Annotated in this window: 18 protein-coding genes; 14 read left to right on the top strand and 4 right to left on the bottom strand. The window is 62.9% G+C overall.

Annotation, left to right across the window (positions count from 1 at the left end; translation table 11 throughout):
* Positions 1 to 1,695: translocation/assembly module TamB domain-containing protein (locus VFW93_RS09205; protein WP_329693701.1), on the top strand; the 1,695-nt coding region annotated here is incomplete at its 5' end.
* A 4-nt stretch (positions 1,696 to 1,699) separates the two neighbouring features.
* On the opposite strand, the gene VFW93_RS09200 is transcribed toward VFW93_RS09205, so the two are convergent.
* Entirely contained in the window at positions 1,700 to 3,052 is a 1,353-nt protein-coding gene (locus VFW93_RS09200; RefSeq protein ID WP_329693700.1) for a DUF3422 domain-containing protein, read from the bottom strand.
* A 162-nt stretch (positions 3,053 to 3,214) separates the two neighbouring features.
* Here VFW93_RS09200 and VFW93_RS09195 point away from each other — a divergent pair, with 162 nt between their 5' ends.
* On the top strand, positions 3,215 to 3,829 hold the full coding sequence (locus VFW93_RS09195; protein WP_329693699.1) for a class I SAM-dependent methyltransferase: 615 nt from the start codon (positions 3,215 to 3,217) through the stop codon (positions 3,827 to 3,829).
* Between the two features lie 13 nt (positions 3,830 to 3,842).
* Here VFW93_RS09195 and VFW93_RS09190 read toward each other — a convergent pair whose 3' ends face one another.
* Complete coding sequence (locus tag VFW93_RS09190; protein ID WP_329693698.1) at positions 3,843 to 4,289, bottom strand: OsmC family protein; 447 nt, start codon at positions 4,287 to 4,289, stop codon at positions 3,843 to 3,845.
* Positions 4,290 to 4,380: 91 nt separating this feature from the next.
* Between VFW93_RS09190 and VFW93_RS09185 the strand changes: the two genes are divergently transcribed.
* The 12 genes from VFW93_RS09185 (at position 4,381) to lgt (ending at position 15,098) form a co-directional block, all read left to right on the top strand.
* The gene (locus VFW93_RS09185; protein WP_329693697.1) at positions 4,381 to 4,713 is read left to right on the top strand and encodes a metalloregulator ArsR/SmtB family transcription factor; all 333 of its coding nucleotides are present in this window, start codon (positions 4,381 to 4,383) and stop codon (positions 4,711 to 4,713) included.
* Positions 4,714 to 4,750: 37 nt separating this feature from the next.
* The gene (locus VFW93_RS09180) at positions 4,751 to 5,113 is read left to right on the top strand and encodes a TIGR01244 family sulfur transferase (RefSeq protein WP_329693696.1); all 363 of its coding nucleotides are present in this window, start codon (positions 4,751 to 4,753) and stop codon (positions 5,111 to 5,113) included.
* 3 nt (positions 5,114 to 5,116) lie between these two features.
* Positions 5,117 to 6,907: a SulP family inorganic anion transporter gene (locus tag VFW93_RS09175; RefSeq protein ID WP_329693695.1), complete on the top strand. Its 1,791-nt coding sequence runs from the start codon at positions 5,117 to 5,119 to the stop codon at positions 6,905 to 6,907.
* Positions 6,908 to 6,933: 26 nt separating this feature from the next.
* Positions 6,934 to 7,122: a DUF2892 domain-containing protein gene (locus VFW93_RS09170; RefSeq protein WP_329693694.1), complete on the top strand. Its 189-nt coding sequence runs from the start codon at positions 6,934 to 6,936 to the stop codon at positions 7,120 to 7,122.
* A 251-nt stretch (positions 7,123 to 7,373) separates the two neighbouring features.
* Positions 7,374 to 8,381, top strand: a complete 1,008-nt coding sequence (locus VFW93_RS09165) for an ABC transporter substrate-binding protein (protein WP_414639632.1) — start codon at positions 7,374 to 7,376, stop codon at positions 8,379 to 8,381.
* A 37-nt stretch (positions 8,382 to 8,418) separates the two neighbouring features.
* On the top strand, positions 8,419 to 9,384 hold the full coding sequence (locus VFW93_RS09160; RefSeq protein WP_329693693.1) for an ABC transporter permease: 966 nt from the start codon (positions 8,419 to 8,421) through the stop codon (positions 9,382 to 9,384).
* 5 nt (positions 9,385 to 9,389) lie between these two features.
* On the top strand, positions 9,390 to 10,307 hold the full coding sequence (locus VFW93_RS09155; RefSeq protein WP_414639633.1) for an ABC transporter ATP-binding protein: 918 nt from the start codon (positions 9,390 to 9,392) through the stop codon (positions 10,305 to 10,307).
* Between the two features lie 9 nt (positions 10,308 to 10,316).
* Positions 10,317 to 11,078, top strand: a complete 762-nt coding sequence (locus tag VFW93_RS09150; protein WP_329693691.1) for a creatininase family protein — start codon at positions 10,317 to 10,319, stop codon at positions 11,076 to 11,078.
* A 60-nt stretch (positions 11,079 to 11,138) separates the two neighbouring features.
* Complete coding sequence (gene glnT, locus VFW93_RS09145; RefSeq protein WP_329693690.1) at positions 11,139 to 12,500, top strand: type III glutamate--ammonia ligase; 1,362 nt, start codon at positions 11,139 to 11,141, stop codon at positions 12,498 to 12,500.
* A 4-nt stretch (positions 12,501 to 12,504) separates the two neighbouring features.
* A complete protein-coding gene (gene nikR / locus VFW93_RS09140) occupies positions 12,505 to 12,981 on the top strand; it encodes a nickel-responsive transcriptional regulator NikR (protein WP_329693689.1) in 477 nt (158 codons plus the stop codon).
* A 122-nt stretch (positions 12,982 to 13,103) separates the two neighbouring features.
* The gene (locus VFW93_RS09135; protein ID WP_329693688.1) at positions 13,104 to 14,270 is read left to right on the top strand and encodes a D-alanyl-D-alanine carboxypeptidase family protein; all 1,167 of its coding nucleotides are present in this window, start codon (positions 13,104 to 13,106) and stop codon (positions 14,268 to 14,270) included.
* Positions 14,271 to 14,300: 30 nt separating this feature from the next.
* A complete protein-coding gene (gene lgt, locus VFW93_RS09130) occupies positions 14,301 to 15,098 on the top strand; it encodes a prolipoprotein diacylglyceryl transferase (protein ID WP_329693687.1) in 798 nt (265 codons plus the stop codon).
* A gap of 6 nt (positions 15,099 to 15,104) precedes the next feature.
* Here lgt and VFW93_RS09125 read toward each other — a convergent pair whose 3' ends face one another.
* Both VFW93_RS09125 and VFW93_RS09120 read right to left on the bottom strand, forming a co-directional pair.
* A complete protein-coding gene (locus VFW93_RS09125; RefSeq protein WP_329693686.1) occupies positions 15,105 to 15,395 on the bottom strand; it encodes a metal-sensing transcriptional repressor in 291 nt (96 codons plus the stop codon).
* A gap of 102 nt (positions 15,396 to 15,497) precedes the next feature.
* The coding region (locus tag VFW93_RS09120) for an FAD/NAD(P)-binding oxidoreductase (protein WP_329693685.1) at positions 15,498 to 16,753 on the bottom strand (1,256 nt) is incomplete at its 5' end.

The raw sequence follows: 16,753 nt of genomic DNA, 5'->3' as shown, positions 1-16,753 counted from the left end.
GAGGTCGAGGCCTCGCTCGAACTGGATCCCTTGAATCTGCCTGCCTTGCTGACGTCCTGGCAACCACAGGCGGGATGGGGCGGGGACCTGTTGCTCCATGGCCGGGTCGATCTGCACCACAGCGCCCGCCAGCCCTGGGTGGTGGATGCCTATGTGGCACGCCAGTCGGGCGACCTCAGCTTGAGCGAGCCCACGATCCAGGGCAACAGCACGCAGCGTCTGGGCATCCGTGACGCCCGTGTCGCGCTGCAGGCGCGCGATGGCGTGTGGACCATGACCCAACAGTTTGATGGCCGTGTGCTGGGTGTGCTCAAGGGGCGGCAGGTGGTGCAGGCGCGTTCGGCCGACGTGTTGCCCCAGGCAAGCGACCCCTTGTCCGGGCAACTGGATCTGCAGATCGCCAATTTGCGCCCCTGGGGCACCTGGGTGCCGGCTGGCTGGCGCCTGACGGGGCAGATGCAGGCCAAGGCCGAACTCGGTGGCACGCTGGGCGTGCCGCACTACACGGGGCAGATCACAGGTCAGAGCCTGGGGCTGGGCCAGGCGCTGATGGGCATCAACCTGACCGACGGGCAGTTGCAGGTGGACCTCGCCGGCGAGCACGTCAGGTTGACGCAGTTCACGGCGCAATCAGGTTCGCAAGGTGGTCGCATCGGTGCCCAGGGCGAGCTTTTGCTGAGCGAGTCGCCCCAGGCACATTTGTCGGTCAAGGCCGAGCGCTTCGCTTTGCTTCAGCGTGTGGACCGGCGTGTCGTGATCAGTGGTGAAGCGCAGGCGGCCTTCGGTGCCGAAGACATCAAGGTAGATGGTCAGTTGCAGGTCGACGAGGGGCTGATAGACATCACGCGCTCTGACGCGCCGACCATCGGTGACGATGTCAACGTGCTGAACCGACCGGGCGAGGACCCCGAAGAGCAGGCCGAAGTGGCAGCGGCGACCAGCAACGGCAATGGTGCCAAGCGCAAGCTCAGCGCCAACGTGGCCGTGGACCTGGGGCACAAGCTCAAGCTCAAAGGCAAGGGGCTGGATGCCTATCTGGCCGGCAAGCTGCGTTTGACGACGCCTTCGAACCGGCCCGCGCTCAATGGCACCGTGCATGTCGAGAACGGCACCTTTGCAGCCTATGGGCAGAAGCTGGTGATCGAGCGTGGCGACGTGGTGTTCACCGGCGCGATCGAGAACCCTCGACTCGACATCCTGGCCATGCGGCCACAGTCACCCACGGCTTCCGCCAGCGATGTGAAGGTGGGCGTCAACATCACCGGAACGGCCCAGGATCCTCGCATCCGTCTGTATTCGGATCCCTCGATGTCCGAGACGGAAAAGCTGTCCTGGCTGGTGCTGGGGCGAGGGCCCACAGGCCTGGGCGGGGCGGACATCGGCCTGCTGCAGAGCGCGGCCGTGGCCTTGTTGTCGGGTGAGGGCAGTTCGCCTTCCGACAATCTGGTGGCGATGCTGGGGCTCGATGAGTTGTCGGTGCGGCAAACGGAAAGTGCGGGCTCGACCGCGCGCGACACCGTGGTCAACCTGGGCAAGCAGGTGTCCAAATACTGGTACGTGGGCTACGAGCGCAACCTCAACGCCACCAGCGGCAACTGGCAGTTGATCTACCGACTGGCGCAGCGCTTCACGGTGCGTGCCCAGGCCGGTGATGACAACGCCGTCGATTTCATCTGGACCTGGAAGTGGGATTGAGGCTTCAGTGCCCCTCGGCGTGCAGCTTCTTGTGGATCTGCCGGATGCCCCACCAGATCGCCAGCAGCACCAGCGGAATCATGGCACCGGCCAGCATCTCCGGGTTGACGGGCAAGCCCACCGCTTTGGCCGCCTTGCCGCCGTACAGCACCAGGCTGATCACGTAATAGGCGATGGCCGCGATCGACAGGCCTTCCACGGTGCTTTGCAGCCTCAGTTGCAGCTCCTGACCCTTGGTGAGCTTTTCCAGCAACATCTGGTTTTGCGTTTCGGTGGCGATGTCTACCCGCGTGCGCAACAAGGCGCTGGCGCGCTCGATGCGCTGGGACAGCGAGCCCAGGCGCTGGGCCGTGGCCTGCACGGTGGCCATGGCGGGTGACAGCCGCTTGAGCAGGAACTCGCCCACCATCTGTGTGCCAGGGATGGCGGTTTCGCGCAACTGCTCGATACGTTGCTCGACCAGGCCGGCGTAGGCGCGCGTGGCAGAGAACCGGTACATGTGCTCCGACGTTGCTTTTTCAACGCGCGCGGCCAGGTGGATGAGTTGAGTCAGCAAGTCCTGATCCGACGCTTCGGCACTTTCCATGCGAGCGGTGATGACGGCAAGTTGCGCTTCCGATTCGGTCAGCATCGCACTGATCTCCTTGGCCACCGGCAGGCCACGCAGGGCCATCAAGCGATAGGTCTCCAGTTCCAGCAGGCGTTGAGACGTACGGCCCGAGCGGAGCTCCGACGTATTGGGGGGCGACACCACCAGCAGGCGCTCGAAGCCGCTGTCACGCAGGTGGAAGTCCGTGAACACGCACGAACGCTTGATGCCCAACAGCGACACCACGGTTTCGCGCCCTTCGAACCACGGTGTGGCCGTGGCGCGCATGGCTGCAACGTCGTCCACATCACCGTTGATCATCGCCAGGGTGATGGCGGCCACGGTCCGCCCGGGGATGGCGGCCAGCCAGGATGGATCCACAACCAGGGAGCGCAGCAGCTCTGCTTCATCGCCCGTTTGCAGAACATGGTCCGGCAAGGCCTGGACGATCGAATAGCGGGTGAACTCGGTGTGACGCTCCCACTTGAGCGTGTGGTTGGCAAAACGCAGGCGCAGGAAGTTGCCATGCAGTTGCGCCAGCGTCAGCGCCTCCTGGCCCGGGAGCTGTTGCAGATGCTGCCACTCCTGCTCGCGGCTGATGCCCTCGTTCAGCACCGCCACGTACACCACCAGGGCAGGCAGCCGAATGCGGGCAGGCGGGCGGGCGTGGACCTCGTTGTGCAGCACCTCGCGCAAAGGGTCATCCGAGGGCAAGGCCTTGGGCACAAAGGATGGCGAGCGGGTGTGGGTGGCGATGTCAGAGGTCATGAACACTCGTCGGGCGTTGAATACAGCCCCTTGATCCTACATGCATGCAAGCTGCAGGCCCGACGGCCGCTTTGTTTTGACGCAAGTGTCGGCTCGCACGCGTCGCCCCACAGGCGTGGATGAGGCAAACTTCAGGCAAAGCAACAAGACGAGGTCAGCAGCATGCGCGAGTTCTGGAATCAAAAGTTTGGCGACACCACCTATAAGTACGGTGTGCAGCCCAATGTCTTTCTGCGCGAGCAGGCGGGCCTGATTCCCAAAGGGAGCCGCGTGCTGGTGCCAGGCGACGGCGAGGGGCGCAATGGCGTCTGGCTGGCCGAGCAGGGGCACATGGTGACCTCTGTGGATTGCTCGGATGTGGGCCTGGCCAAGGCGCGCAAATTGGCGGCGCAGCGCAGCGTGCGCCTGGAGGCGCTGGAGAAGGACCTGAGCGACTGGGTACCGGCCGCCGCGTCCGTGGATGCCGTGGTGCTGATCTATGTGCACCTGCCATCATCACAAAGAACCGCGATCCATGCCGCGATGCTGCAGGCCTTGAAGCCTGGTGGGCATCTGATTCTGGAGGCCTTCCATCCCACGCAGGTCGGGCTGAGCAGCGGTGGCCCCAAGGATGTGGACATGCTCTACACCGTGGCCGCCTTGCGGGAGGATGCCTTGGCCAGTGGCGTGGCCGGCGTGGAGCTGACAGGGCTGGAAGGGCGCGTCACGCTGGACGAAGGCCCGTTCCATCAAGGGCCTGCTCAGGTCACGCGCTGGGTCTGGCGCCGCGCCGCCTGAGCCTGGCCGATGCTCACTTGAGCATCACGTCATCGGCATCGCGCACATGAACCATGATCGGGATGCCTTGGCCCACACTTTGCGTGACGGTGCAGTAGGACTCGAACTGTTCCAGCACGCGGTCCAGGTGCTGCAGTTGTGCCGCAGGCACGCCGAGCTTGAGCCTAGCGGTGATGGTGCGCACCCGCAGGCGACCTTCTGCGTTCCGGCCCACCTCGGCGACCACCTCACAGCTGATGGGTTCAGGCGCCTGCTTGAACTTGCGCAAGGCAAACAAGAGCGAATCCGACAGGCAATTGCCCACGGCGGCGGCCAGCAATTGCACGGGTGAAGGCCCCTTGGACTGACCGAGGGGCGGTGGTTCATCGGCCAGCAGGGCGGGCACGCCACCTTCGAAGTCAACCTGGAACTGGTAGTCCTGCTGCTGGTTCAGGGTCACCTTGACGGTCTGATCGGACATCTTTCTTTCCTCATGGATGCGAACGGGGCCATGGTGGCCAACTGGATTCACTTTATTGACAAACAATATATCTGTCAACATAATATTAGGTATGAAAGTGACTGACATCGATCTGGTGGCCTTGCAGGCCTCTGCCGAAAAGGCGTGTGCCTTGTTGAAGGTCATGGCCCATACCGATCGCCTGGTCCTGTTGTGCCGCCTGGCGCAAGGTGAGTTCTGTGTGAGCGAACTGGAGAGCGATCTGGGCATCCGTCAACCCAGCCTGTCGCAGCAACTGGGTGTGTTGCGTCAAGAAGGCCTGGTCGACACCCGCCGCGAGGGCAAGCACATCTATTACCGTCTGGTCAGTGAAGACGCTGCGGCGGTCATGCAGGTGCTGCACAGCCGGATATGCGGAGCGGCCCTGCCGGGGCGCACCTGTTGATGCCGTTTCCATTGACCCATGAAGTGAAGGACCTGTGATGAGCTTGAGCGTGCCAACCAACCCCCTGTGCCCGGAGTTCACGGTGTGCGGCCAGATCAGCCTGGCTGATGTGGCCGTACTGGCCCGCAAGGGCTTTCGCAGCATCATCAACAACCGACCGGATGGTGAGGGCGGGCCGGATCAACCGACCAGCGCCCAAATCGAAGCGCAGGCCAAGGCGCATGGCATGCACTATGTGCATTTCCCTGTGGCCAGCCTGATGATCAGCGAGGCGCAAGTGGCAGCCTATCAACAGCAATGCGCGGCGTTGCCACATCCGATCGTGGGTTTCTGCCGTTCGGGTGGGCGTGCCAGCGCTTTGTTCCAGGCCTGCGGTGGCCAGGTTGGCAAGGCAGGCTGATTCATGAGCATGTCGCGGCGCACATTGCCCGGCACGGAGGTGCCCTGGGCCTGGCCTGCGCCGTGGATGCGGCAGTGGCGGCGCGAGTGGCTGCATGGTGATCTGACCGCGGGCCTGGTGGTGGCCGTGATGCTGGTGCCGCAAAGCCTGGCATACGCGATGCTGGCGGGCTTGCCGCCACAGGCTGGCCTGCTGGCGAGTTTGCTGCCCCTGTTGCTGTACGCCCTGGTTGGCAGCAGTTCGGCGATGTCGGTCGGCCCGGGTGCCATCACCTCCTTGATGGTGGCGCAGGCGCTGGCGCCGCTGGCTCGGGCAGGTTCGGCAGACTACATCGCCATGGCGGGGGTGATGGCCTTGGGTTGTGCCGCGCTGATGTTGCTCATGGGCGTGTTGCGCATGGGCTTTCTGTCGCAATTGTTGAGCAGGCCGGTGGTGCAGGGGTTCACGGCAGCCTCGGCCTTGTTGATCCTGTTGGGCCAGATTGCGCCTTTGCTCGGCTTGGGTGCCTGGGGCGCCACGCTGCCAGACATGCTGCATGGTGCGTGGCTGCGGCTCGTGGCGCGCGAGCCCCTGCATGTGGGCGATGCCCTGGCCGGCCTGGGTGCGCTGATCATGTTGACACTGTTGGGGCCGCTGGTCAGGGCAGTGGGGCGCGTAGCCGGTGCCAGTGCCACCACGGTGGCCATCCAGGAGCGGCTCGGGCCTGTGTGGGTGTTGGTGGGCGTCGCCTGGCTGGCCAGTCAGGCGTCTGTCTGGGGCTTGGCCCCGCCTGCGCTGGTGGGGGCCGTGTCCTTGAGCGGCGCCCTGTCCTTCAACGCCGACATCACGACGCTGGCGTCGCAGGGTGCGGGCCTGCGCGCGTTGTTGATGCCCACCATGCTGCTGGCGCTGGTCGGTTTTGTCAGCAGCATGTCGGTGGCGCAGACCTTTGCGCTCAAGCACGGTGAACGGGTGGATGCCGACCGAGAGTTGCTGGGGCTGGGCCTGGCCAATCTGGGGAGCACGCTGCTGGGTGGCATGCCGGTATCAGGCGGCTTGTCCAGATCTGCGGTGAACGAGGCTGCAGGTGCACGAAGCCCGCTGGCGGGTGTCATCAGTGCCGCCTTGCTGGCAGCCATGCTGCTGCTGTTGATGCCCTGGCTGGCGTGGTTACCCAAGGCCGCACTGGCAGCGGTCATCATCTATGCCATCGCGGGCCTGGTGGAGTGGCAATCCCTGAAGGCGGCCTGGCGCTATGACCGCGCAGATGCCGGCGCCTTCATCAGCACGGCGGCCGGCGTCCTGTTGATCGGGTTCGAGTCGGGGTTGATGCTGGGGCTGGCGTGGTCGCTGGCGGCGATGGTCTGGCGTCACAGCCAGCCTCACGTGGCGGAAGTAGGGCGCCTGCCTGGCACGGCGCACTACCGCAATGTGGCCAGGTACGAGGTTGACACCCTGCCGGATACGGTGATGGTCCGAGTGGACGAGAGCCTGGACTTCACGAACATCCAGCGAGTCGAACTCAAGTTGTGCGAACTGGTGCACGGGCGATCAGGTGGCCAAGGCACAGTGAATCACGTGGTCTTGCTGCTGTCTGCAGTCAATCACATCGACCATACGGCGGTGCAGGCCCTGATCGACCTGGACAAGGCGCTGGCCGATCAGGGCAAGACGCTGCATCTGGCCGAGGTCAAGGGGTTTGTCATGGACAGGTTGAAAGCAGCGGGCTTCGATGCCAGATTCGCCGGTCGACACCATCTGAGCGCCCAGGAGGCCTGGGATGCACTGTCGTCGGCCCGAGCGGCTGCAGTTTGATTTTTTTTGTTGAACAGGAGATGAGTATGAAAGCGAACGTTGGTGGACTTGATCGTGCAGCCCGCATCACGGCTGGTGTGACACTGGTGGCCCTGGCGGCTACTGGTACGGTGGGTGTGTGGGGCTGGATCGGCCTGGTGCCGATCGCCACCGGCCTGTCGGGCTGGTGCCCGGCCTACCTGCCATTTGGCATCTCGACTTGCAAGATGAAGTGATCGGTGTTTTGCCGCTTCACGATGAGGGCCCCACCTGGGGCCCTTTGTTTTTGGTGCGTGCACCACTGTGAGCGTCTATGAGTGCTTTCGCATGCACTGACCTGGCACATCTGCGGGCCCATGCCGGCGCAGAACGTCAATTCACGTGGTTTGACGTGCACCAGTGCAGCGAAAAGGCCCTGGCACACATGCTGCTATCTCCTGTTCGGTATTACCAATTGTTCAACCCGTAATAACCGTGAATGGGCCAGATGATGAACACAACGGCAGCAGTACAGCGTTTGATGGGCGGTTTCAAGGCTTTCGCCATCGCCGCAACACTCGTGGGCACACAGGCGGGATGGTCCGCTCAGCCCCTGAAGATCGGCTACAGCGACTGGCCGGGCTGGGTGGCCTGGCAGGTGGCGATCGACAAGGGCTGGTTCAAGCAGGCGGGCGTGGACGTCAAGTTCGAGTGGTTCGATTACTCGGCTTCCATGGACGCATTTGCAGCCGGCAAGATTGACGCGGTCACCATGACCAACGGGGACACGCTCGTCACGGGCGCAGGCGGCGGCAAGGGCGTGATGATCATGCTGACCGACTATTCCAATGGCAATGACATGATCATCGGCAAGCCCGGCATCAAGTCGCTCAAGGACCTCAAGGGCAAGAAAGTAGCCGTGGAAGTGGGGCTGGTCGAACACCTGCTGCTGCTCAATGGCCTGAAGAAGGCTGGCCTGAAGGAGTCCGACGTCACCCTGGTCAATGCCAAGACCAATGAGATGCCACAGGTGCTCGCCTCCGGTGATGTGGCTGCTGTGGGCGCCTGGCAGCCGATCGCTGGCCAGGCGATCAAGGGTGCGCCGGGTGCCAAGCCCTTGCTGACCTCGGCGGACGAGCCCGGCCTGATCTACGACGTGCTGACCGTCAGCCCGACCAGCCTGGCTGCGCACAAGGCCGAATGGCAGAAGGTAGTGGGCGTGTGGGACAAGGTGGTGAGCTACATTTCCGACCCCAAGACCCAGCCTGATGCCGTGAAGATCATGGCGGCGCGCGTGGGCGTGGCCCCCGATGCCTACCTGCAGTTCCTCAAGGGCACCAAGCTGCTGTCGCTGAGCGAGGGCAAGAAGGTCATGGTCAAGGCCGATGGCTTCAAGTCCCTGTATGGCTCCACCAAGATTGCCGATGACTTCAATGTCAAGAACGCCGTCTACAAGGAAGCCCAGAAGGTGGACAGCTACATCGACCCCAGCCTGACGAACGCCGCGGCCAAGTAAGGCGCGTCCTGCCACCGCTCACTGAGGTTGACCTGTCATGAGTCAGACCGGTTGGTTCGCCGTGCGCGCGGCTTTGTCGCCGCGTCGCAAGCTGATGCTGGGCATCGGCTCCTTCCTCCTGCCGCTGTTGCTGTGGAGCGCGGTGAGCTATCTGCCGTTCCTGTGGCATCCGCAGGTGCTCGTCACGCAACCCGGTGAGGTGGATTACTTCCAGGTCGGCATGCGTGTCGACAAGGACATCTTCCACGACGAGTGGCAGGCCATGAAGGATGCCGGCAAGCCCTTGCCATCGGGCGAGCCGGCCAACCCGGTCTACCTGCCTGCGCCACACGAGGTGGTGAAGGCGTTCTACACCGCGTTCACCACCGCCCCCGAACAGAAGGATGCGCCCTGGCTGCATGAAAGCCTGTGGAGCAGCATCCAGATCATCTTCTGGGGCTTTCTGCTGTCGTCGCTCATCGGCGTGCCATTGGGCATCGTGTGCGGCACCTACAGCAGCATCGCCCGGCTCAACGAGCCCTTCATCGAGTTCTTTCGCTATCTGCCAGCGCCGGCGTTCGGCGCACTGGCGGTGGCGATCCTGGGTATCCACGATGGCCCGAAGATCGCGATCATCGTGATCGGCACCTTCTTCCAGCAGGTGCTGGTGATCTCCAACACCACACGCAAGCTGGATTTCGCCTTGCTGGAAGCCGCGATGACGCTGGGCACCAAACGTTGGCGCCTGATCTCTCGTGTGGTGGTACCCGGCATCCTGCCGGATCTGTACCGCGATCAACGCGTGTTGCTGGGCTGGGCCTGGACCTACCTGATCGTGGCCGAGCTCATTGGCACCAGCTCCGGCATCACCTTCTTCATCACGCAGCAGGCGCGCTACCAGCACTTCGAGAACGTGTACGCGGCCATCGCGATGATCGGGATCATCGGCCTGGGTATCGATCTGGCGCTGGCCTGGCTGGGCCGCCGGCTCTTCCCCTGGGACCGCTCGCAAGGCAAGCACTGAGGCACATCCACATGAGTGAATCGACGGTTTCCTATCTGGATCAGTCCGATGCGGTGCGGGCACGCTTTGACAAGCTCAAGCAGCGTGAAGTCATCCTGGAAGTCAAAGGCCTGGGCAAGACCTATGACTCGCACCAGGGCCCGGTGACCGCGCTGGACAACATCAACTTCAAGACGCACCGGCGTGAGTTCGTGTGCGTGATCGGACCCTCAGGTTGCGGCAAGTCCACCTTGATCCGCATCCTTGCGGGGCTGGAGTCGCACACCTCGGGCGAGGTGCTGCTGGATGGCAAGCCGGTCAACGGCCCGGGGCGAGACCGTGGCATGGTCTTCCAGGGTTACACCCTGTTCCCGTGGCTGACGGTCAAGAAGAACGTCATGTTTGGCCTGGAGATGAACGATGCGGGCCGCAACGAGGCCGAATCCCAGGCGCGCCAATGGCTGGAACTGGTGGGCCTGAGCAAGTTTGCCGATGCCTATCCGCATCAGCTGTCAGGCGGCATGAAGCAGCGTGTGGCCATTGCCCGCGCGCTGGCCAATCAGCCTCGCATCCTGTTGATGGACGAGCCCTTCGGTGCGCTCGATGCCCAGACCCGCGCCAGGATGCAGAACCACCTGCTGGAGATCTGGAAGAACATCGACATCACGATCCTGTTCATCACGCACGATCTGGATGAGGCCATTTTTCTGGCCGATCGCATCCTGGTGCTCAAGGCACATCCAGGCGCGGTGCAGGAACTGATCGAGGTGCCCGTGCCCCGGCCACGTTCGGCCATGCAGATCGCCAGCCCCGAGTTCCAGGCGACCAAGGCGCGCCTGGAGACCTTGATTCACCCACCTTCAGCGCAGGCCGAACACAGCGAGGATGACGACGTCATGCTCAATGTGATCCGCCTGACGGACGTGTCCGACAACGTGGAATGAGGGCACGCCATGGCATGGTCACAACTCACCTGGGCTGAACTGCCCGATGCACTGGGTGCGGCGCAGCAATCGGCCATCCTGCCGGTGGGCGCGACGGAACAGCACGGGCCACACATGGGTTGCGGCATGGACGCCGTGATCGCCGATGTGCTGTGCAAGGCCGTCGCCGAACGCACAGGTGTGCCCATGTTGCCCACCTTGCCGTATGGCTGCTCTTTGGGCCATAGCCGGCGCTGGCCGGGCACGATTCCTGTGCAACCCATTACCCTGATCGAACTGGTCAAGCAGATTGGTGACGGGGCTTATCACAGCGGTGTGCGCCGCCTGTTCATCGTCAACACGCATGTGACCAATGCGGCGCCACTGCGTTGCGCGCTGGAGATGCTGCGCGCCGAGCACGATGACCTGATGGTGGCCGTGATCAACTCGCCGCAGATCAGCGAGCGTGTGAGGCAGTTCCATTTCGCGGATGCCGAAGACTGGCATGCCAACGATGCGGAGACCTCGCTGATGCTGGCCCTGGCGCCCGAGATGGTGCGCCCCGATCTGCTGACAGCTGCTGATGACCCTGACCGCACCGAGGGGCAGGTGTTCGCGCATCCGGTCAACCGCACCAGCCTCAATGGCGTCACAGGTTTCCCCAGCCTGGCCACGGCCGAAAAAGGCCGCCAGGGCTTTGAGTGGATGGTGGAAGACCTGTCGGCGCTGATCCAGCGCGGCATGAGCCAGACCCCGCCGTTGGCGCAATCGTTTTTCGACCGCGTGGGCTGACGACACCACACGGTATGTGCCCCCATCCCGGGGCCGGATCTCGTCGATGGAGTTTGGAAGATGCATTCCCCCGAAGAAGTCACCGCCATCCAGCAGTCCCTCAAGACCAAGGGCGTGAAGTACTGCATTGGCGCTTACGTGGACATCCATGGCATCCAGAAAGCCAAGGTGGTGCCCATTGACCACCTGCCGCAAATGGCGGCGGGTTCGGAGCGCTACACCGGCTATGCACTCGATGGCCTGGGCCAGGCGCCTAACGAAGACGAACTCACCTCGGTGCCCGATCTGAATCACATCGTTCAGTTGCCGTGGGAGCCCAAGATCGCCTGGATGCCGGCGGACAACCATTTCAAGGGTGAGCCCTATCCCTTGAGCACCCGCGTGGCGCTGCAAAACGTGATGGCCGAGGCAGCGAAGATGGGCTTCGGCATGAACCTGGGCATCGAGTGCGAGATCTTCCTGCTCAAGAAGGAGGCCGATGGCACGCTGGCCGTGCCGCATGCCGACGACAAGCTGGTCAAGCCCTGTTATGACGTCAAAGGCTTCGTGGACAACTTCAGCTGGCTCGACAAAGTGGCCACCTGCATCAACGACCTGGGCTGGGATCTGTACTCGTTTGACCATGAAGACGCCAATGGCCAGTTCGAGTTCGACTTCAACTTTGCCGATGTGCTGACCACCTGCGATCGCCTGACCTTCTTCCGCATGATGGCCAAGCATTACGCCGAAGAAGAGGGCCTGCTGGCCACCATGATGCCCAAGCCCTTTGCCAACAAGACCGGCAATGGCGCGCACTTCAACATGTCCTTGTATGACCTGAAAACGGGCAAAAACCTGTTTGCCTGCGATCCGAAGGACGACCCCCGCGGCATCGGCCTTACGCCACTGGGCTATCAGTTCGTGGCCGGCATCCTCAAACATGGCCGCGCGCTTTGCGCCGTGTTTGCGCCCACGGTCAACAGCTACAAACGCCTGGTGCGCCGCGGCGCCATGAGTTACTTCTCATGGGCGCCGGTGTTCAACTCTTATGGCTCCAACAACCGCACGAACTCTGTCCGCATCCCGGCTGGGGGCGGGCGGTGTGAATCACGCAATGCGGACGGCGCCGTCAACCCGTATCTGGCTGCCGCACTGGCTTTGGCCGCTGGGCTGGAAGGCATCCGCGAAGGCCTGAACCCGGGCGAGCCCAACGAAGACAACCTGTACGAGTTGAGTGATGCGCAGCGCCGGGAGCGCGGCATCGAGTTCCTGCCCCAGACCTTGCAGGAGGCCGTGCAGGCCTTTGCGGCCGATCCGCTGGTGGAGCGCACGCTGGGCAAGGCACTGCGCGACGAGTTCATCACCTACAAGACCCAGGAGTGGGAGGCCTATCACCTCTCGGTCAGCCAGTGGGAAATCGAACGCTACAGCCACATGTTCTGACGCCATGGACGATACACCTGCCTCCCCCTCTGACGGCCGCGCCAGCAGCCAGGTCACCCGTATCAGCATCTCGATGCCGGAGGACCTGCTGCAGGAGCTGGACGTGATGGTGGCCCGCCGTGGCTTCGAGAGCCGTTCTCAGGCTATCGGCGCGATGATCAACGACCAGTTGCTGGAGCACAAGCGCCAGCTGGGGGAGCAGGTGATGATGGGCACGATCACGCTGCTGTATGACCGCTCCGTCAAAGGGCTGCAAAAGCAGCTGGCTGACCTGCAGTGCGAGCACATTGACGAGGTCATCAGCTCGCTGCACGTCCACCTGATGGACAAGCAGATGCTGGAAGTGGTGCTCGTGCAGGGGCCGGCGTCGCGTCTGCAGGCCATCTCGGATGCCATGAGCACCTTGCGCGGCGTGATCACCGGGCGGCTGCAATTGATGGCGGCCACGATTCCGCCCGTGCATCCACTGATCAGAACGTAGGCAGAGCTCAAGACAGCGTCTTTACAGACAGTTAATGGGGTCAAGGGCGACTGGGCACCATACGGGCTGATAATGCGGGGCGCGCGGGCCAACAGCGGGCCTGCCCCCCAATTCCTCTGCCCATGATTGCTACACAACCACATCGTCGTTTCTCTCTCGCACTTGGCGCTGGCGCCGTTTTGCTGAGCCTGGCCGCGTCTGCCCTGGCCGTGGAGATCTCTCCGCCGCCCGCCCTGACCAACAAGGCCTATGTGCTGATGGAGTTCGATACCGGTCAGATCCTGGCGTCGTCGAACCCGGATGTGCCTTTGCCGCCCGCTTCGCTGACCAAGATGATGACCAGCTACATCGTCGAGCAGTCCTTGAAGTCGGGCCGACTCAAGCCCACGGATCAGATTCGCGTGAGCCTGAACGCCTGGTGCCGCGGCTCCAGCACCGAGTCCTGCATGTACCTGCCGCTCAACGGTTCGGCGTCCGTGATGGACATGCTGCGCGGCATCATCATCCAGTCCGGCAACGACGCCTCGAAGGCGGTGGCCGAGCACCTGGGCGGTTCCGAGCCCGCTTTTGCCCAGACCATGAATGCCGAGGCCAAACGCCTGGGCATGAGCAACACCCATTTCGAAAACGCCACGGGTCTGCCCGCGCCCACACACAAGGCTTCGGCGCGTGATCTGGCCATTCTGGCGCGCGCCATCATCCGCGACAGCTCGGACTACTACGCCATCTACGCCGAAAAGGACTTCAAGTTCAACGGCATCAAGCAGGGCAACCGCAATGCCCTCTTGTACACCGACCCGACGGTGGATGGCCTGAAAACGGGTCACACCGAGGATGCCGGTTACTGCCTGACGGCGTCTTCCAAGCGCAATGGCATGCGTTTGATCTCGGTCGTCATGGGCACCAGTTCCATGCAGGACCGTGCCGATCAGACCCGCGCCTTGTTCAACTGGGGCTTCAGCTCGTTCGAGAAAGCCAAGGCCGTGACTGGCGGTGCGGCACTGGCTTCTGCGCCGGTGCAGTTCGGCAAGGCCGATGTGGTGCCGGTTGGCCTCGTGGCGGACTGGAACGTGATGGTGCCACGTGGCCAGGCCGGGCAAATCAAGACTGCGGTGCAACTCAATTCCGAGATCAAGGCGCCGGTCGCCCAGGGCGCCGTGGTGGGCAAGGTGCTGGCCACGATCGATGGCAAGCCTTATGGCGAGCAGAACCTGGTGGCACTGCAGCCCGTCGAGAAGTCAGGCTTCTTCCTGAACATCTGGCAGCACATCCGCAAGCTGTTCAAGTAACGCACCCTGAAGCCAAGGCCGCTGCCCGCCATGCTGGTTCATCCACAGTTCGATCCCATTGCGCTGAATCTGGGCTTTTTGAAAGTCCACTGGTACGGCCTGATGTACATGGTGGGCTTCATCCTGTTCCTGTTGCTGGGGCGCTTGCGCGTCCGGCAGGGGCTCGCGCCGATCTCCGAGATCCAGGTTGACAACTTCCTGCTTTACGGCGCGCTGGGCGTTGTTCTGGGCGGGCGCCTGGGCTATGTGCTGTTCTACAAGCCGAGCTATTTCCTGGGCCACCCCATGGAGATCTTGCAGGTGGGGCAGGGGGGCATGTCCTTCCACGGGGGCTTCCTGGGCGTGGTGATCGCCGGTTGGCTCTTTGCCGTGCGCAACAAGGTGTCCTACCTGCGCCTGTTCGATTTCGTGGTGCCGCTGGTGCCGCTGGGGCTGGCTGCCGGGCGCATCGGCAACTTCATCAATGGTGAGTTGTGGGGGCGTGAGGCTGGCCCCGACCTGCCCTGGGCCATGGTGTTCCCGCGCGCGCATGACGGTCTGGCGCGCCATCCGTCGCAGCTCTACGAGTTCGTGCTGGAAGGCGTGCTGCTGTTCACCGTGATGTGGTTGTTCACGCGCAAACCTCGCCCGGTCGGACAGGCCACCGCCTTGTTCATGATGGCATATGGCCTGGCGCGGTTTGCAGTCGAGTTCACGCGCGAGCCGGATGATTTTCTGGGCCTGCTCAGCATGGGATTGAGCATGGGGCAGTGGCTCAGCTTGCCCATGATCCTCGTGGGCGGCGTGCTGTGGTGGCGCTTCAGCAAGGCGACCTTGCCACAGCGCTGAGGCGGTTCAGCGGATCTTGCCCAGCAGGGTTTCGATGTCCTCGAACATCTCGCCCATGGCAGCCGAGTCATGCGTATCGGTGCCCAGCTTGGCCTGCAGTTGCTGCTCCATGAAGCACACGGTCATGCGCACATAGGTGCTGTCCAGGGCTTTGCGCACGGCCGCCATCTGGGTGGCGATGGCCAGGCAACCTTCGCCTTCTTCGATCATGCGCTGGATGCCACGCAGTTGCCCTTCCGCACGCTTGAGGCGGTTGAGGATGTCGGTGCGGCTTTTGTCGTTGTCCAGGGCGGCCATGGTGTGTGTTGTCCGGCGAGGGCTCATGAAGGATGTCTGCCTCTCATTGTGCCCAAACTTTGGCATGGCCATGGCCCTGGAACCGGTGGTATTGGGGCTTCCTCAATGGTCTTTGAGCTTCATGATGCCCATGGCTTTCATCACCATGCGCTCATAGATGGGCTCGGAGGTGCCTTTTTTCATCTTGCGCATGAAGTACTTCTCGAAGGCGATCTTCGCGAGGTGCACCCAGTAGCCCTCACTGAACCAGTTCACATTGCGCGGTGGAATCTGGGGTAGCGCCACAAACGCGGCGCCACGGTCTCCGAAGTCGGCCAGACAGACGGCGTTCCAGGTGGCTTTTTGCGTGGGTGGGGTACCGTCCAGCAGGGCTCGTATGTTGTGTGCGGTGGCCGTGACCATGGATTCAATCATGTAGCCCGTTTTCGGGATCCCCGTCGGGACGGGCGTGGGCTCGGGGGGCGTGATGGCCACGCACACACCGACTGCAAACACGTTGGGATAACGTGGGTTGCGCTGATGCTCGTCGATCAGCACGAAGCCACGTGGATTGACCAGGCCATCGACACCCAATATGGCATCCACACCTTTGAAGGCCGGCAGCATCATCGAGTATTTGAAGGGCAGGGCATGCTCCTTCTTGGGCTTGCCGTCGTCGTCGTGCTCGATCACGTGCATGGTGCCGGCTTCGACCTTGCTGACCTTGGCATTGCAGATCCAGCGAACGGACTTGTCGCGGAAAATGGACTCCATCATGCTCTTGGAGTCACCCACGCCTCCCAGGCCCAGGTGCCCGATGTAGGGCTCGGAGGTCACGAAAGTCATGGGGACCTTGTCGCGGATCTTGCGGCGGCGCAGATCGGTTTCCATGATCATGGCGTACTCGTAGGCAGGGCCGAAGCACGATGCCCCCTGGACGGCACCTACAACGATGGGGCCCGGATCCTGCACAAAGGCTGCCCAGGCTTCCCGGGCATGTTCCGCGTGGTCGACGTGACAGATGGACTGTGTGTGCCCTTGTGGCCCGAGCCCCTCGATTTCATCAAAGGCGAGTTTGGGGCCGGTGGCGATGACCAGGTAGTCGTAGGGAATGCGCCGATCATCCGCCAGCTCGACCTCATTGCATTCGGGATGCACCCGTTTGGCACCCACGGGTATGAAGGCCACTCCTTTTTTTTCCAGGATCGGTGCGATCGGCAACTCGATCTCGTCGCGGTCGCGCCAGTCCACAGCGACCCAGGGGTTGGACGGGACGAAGTGGAAGGTGGGGGTATTGGAGATGACGGTGACCGTGTCTTCCGGTCGCGCGTTCTCTTTCATCTCGAAGGCCATGGGCAGGCCGCCGATGCCGGCGCCAA

This window comes from Aquabacterium sp. (genome assembly GCF_036279675.1).
In the GTDB taxonomy this organism is placed as follows: domain Bacteria; phylum Pseudomonadota; class Gammaproteobacteria; order Burkholderiales; family Burkholderiaceae_C; genus Aquabacterium.
Note: the sequence above shows the minus strand (reverse complement) of the source record. Positions and strands in the feature narration are given on the sequence as shown.

Coding starts and splice junctions, on each gene's coding strand:
- VFW93_RS09200 (WP_329693700.1), bottom strand. CDS start 3,052: ATGACCTCTGACATCGCCACCCACACCCGCTCGCCATCCTTTGTGCCC.
- VFW93_RS09195 (WP_329693699.1), top strand. CDS start 3,215: ATGCGCGAGTTCTGGAATCAAAAGTTTGGCGACACCACCTATAAGTAC.
- VFW93_RS09190 (WP_329693698.1), bottom strand. CDS start 4,289: ATGTCCGATCAGACCGTCAAGGTGACCCTGAACCAGCAGCAGGACTAC.
- VFW93_RS09185 (WP_329693697.1), top strand. CDS start 4,381: ATGAAAGTGACTGACATCGATCTGGTGGCCTTGCAGGCCTCTGCCGAA.
- VFW93_RS09180 (WP_329693696.1), top strand. CDS start 4,751: ATGAGCTTGAGCGTGCCAACCAACCCCCTGTGCCCGGAGTTCACGGTG.
- VFW93_RS09175 (WP_329693695.1), top strand. CDS start 5,117: ATGAGCATGTCGCGGCGCACATTGCCCGGCACGGAGGTGCCCTGGGCC.
- VFW93_RS09170 (WP_329693694.1), top strand. CDS start 6,934: ATGAAAGCGAACGTTGGTGGACTTGATCGTGCAGCCCGCATCACGGCT.
- VFW93_RS09165 (WP_414639632.1), top strand. CDS start 7,374: ATGATGAACACAACGGCAGCAGTACAGCGTTTGATGGGCGGTTTCAAG.
- VFW93_RS09160 (WP_329693693.1), top strand. CDS start 8,419: ATGAGTCAGACCGGTTGGTTCGCCGTGCGCGCGGCTTTGTCGCCGCGT.
- VFW93_RS09150 (WP_329693691.1), top strand. CDS start 10,317: ATGGCATGGTCACAACTCACCTGGGCTGAACTGCCCGATGCACTGGGT.
- glnT (WP_329693690.1), top strand. CDS start 11,139: ATGCATTCCCCCGAAGAAGTCACCGCCATCCAGCAGTCCCTCAAGACC.
- nikR (WP_329693689.1), top strand. CDS start 12,505: ATGGACGATACACCTGCCTCCCCCTCTGACGGCCGCGCCAGCAGCCAG.
- VFW93_RS09135 (WP_329693688.1), top strand. CDS start 13,104: ATGATTGCTACACAACCACATCGTCGTTTCTCTCTCGCACTTGGCGCT.
- lgt (WP_329693687.1), top strand. CDS start 14,301: ATGCTGGTTCATCCACAGTTCGATCCCATTGCGCTGAATCTGGGCTTT.
- VFW93_RS09125 (WP_329693686.1), bottom strand. CDS start 15,395: ATGGCCGCCCTGGACAACGACAAAAGCCGCACCGACATCCTCAACCGC.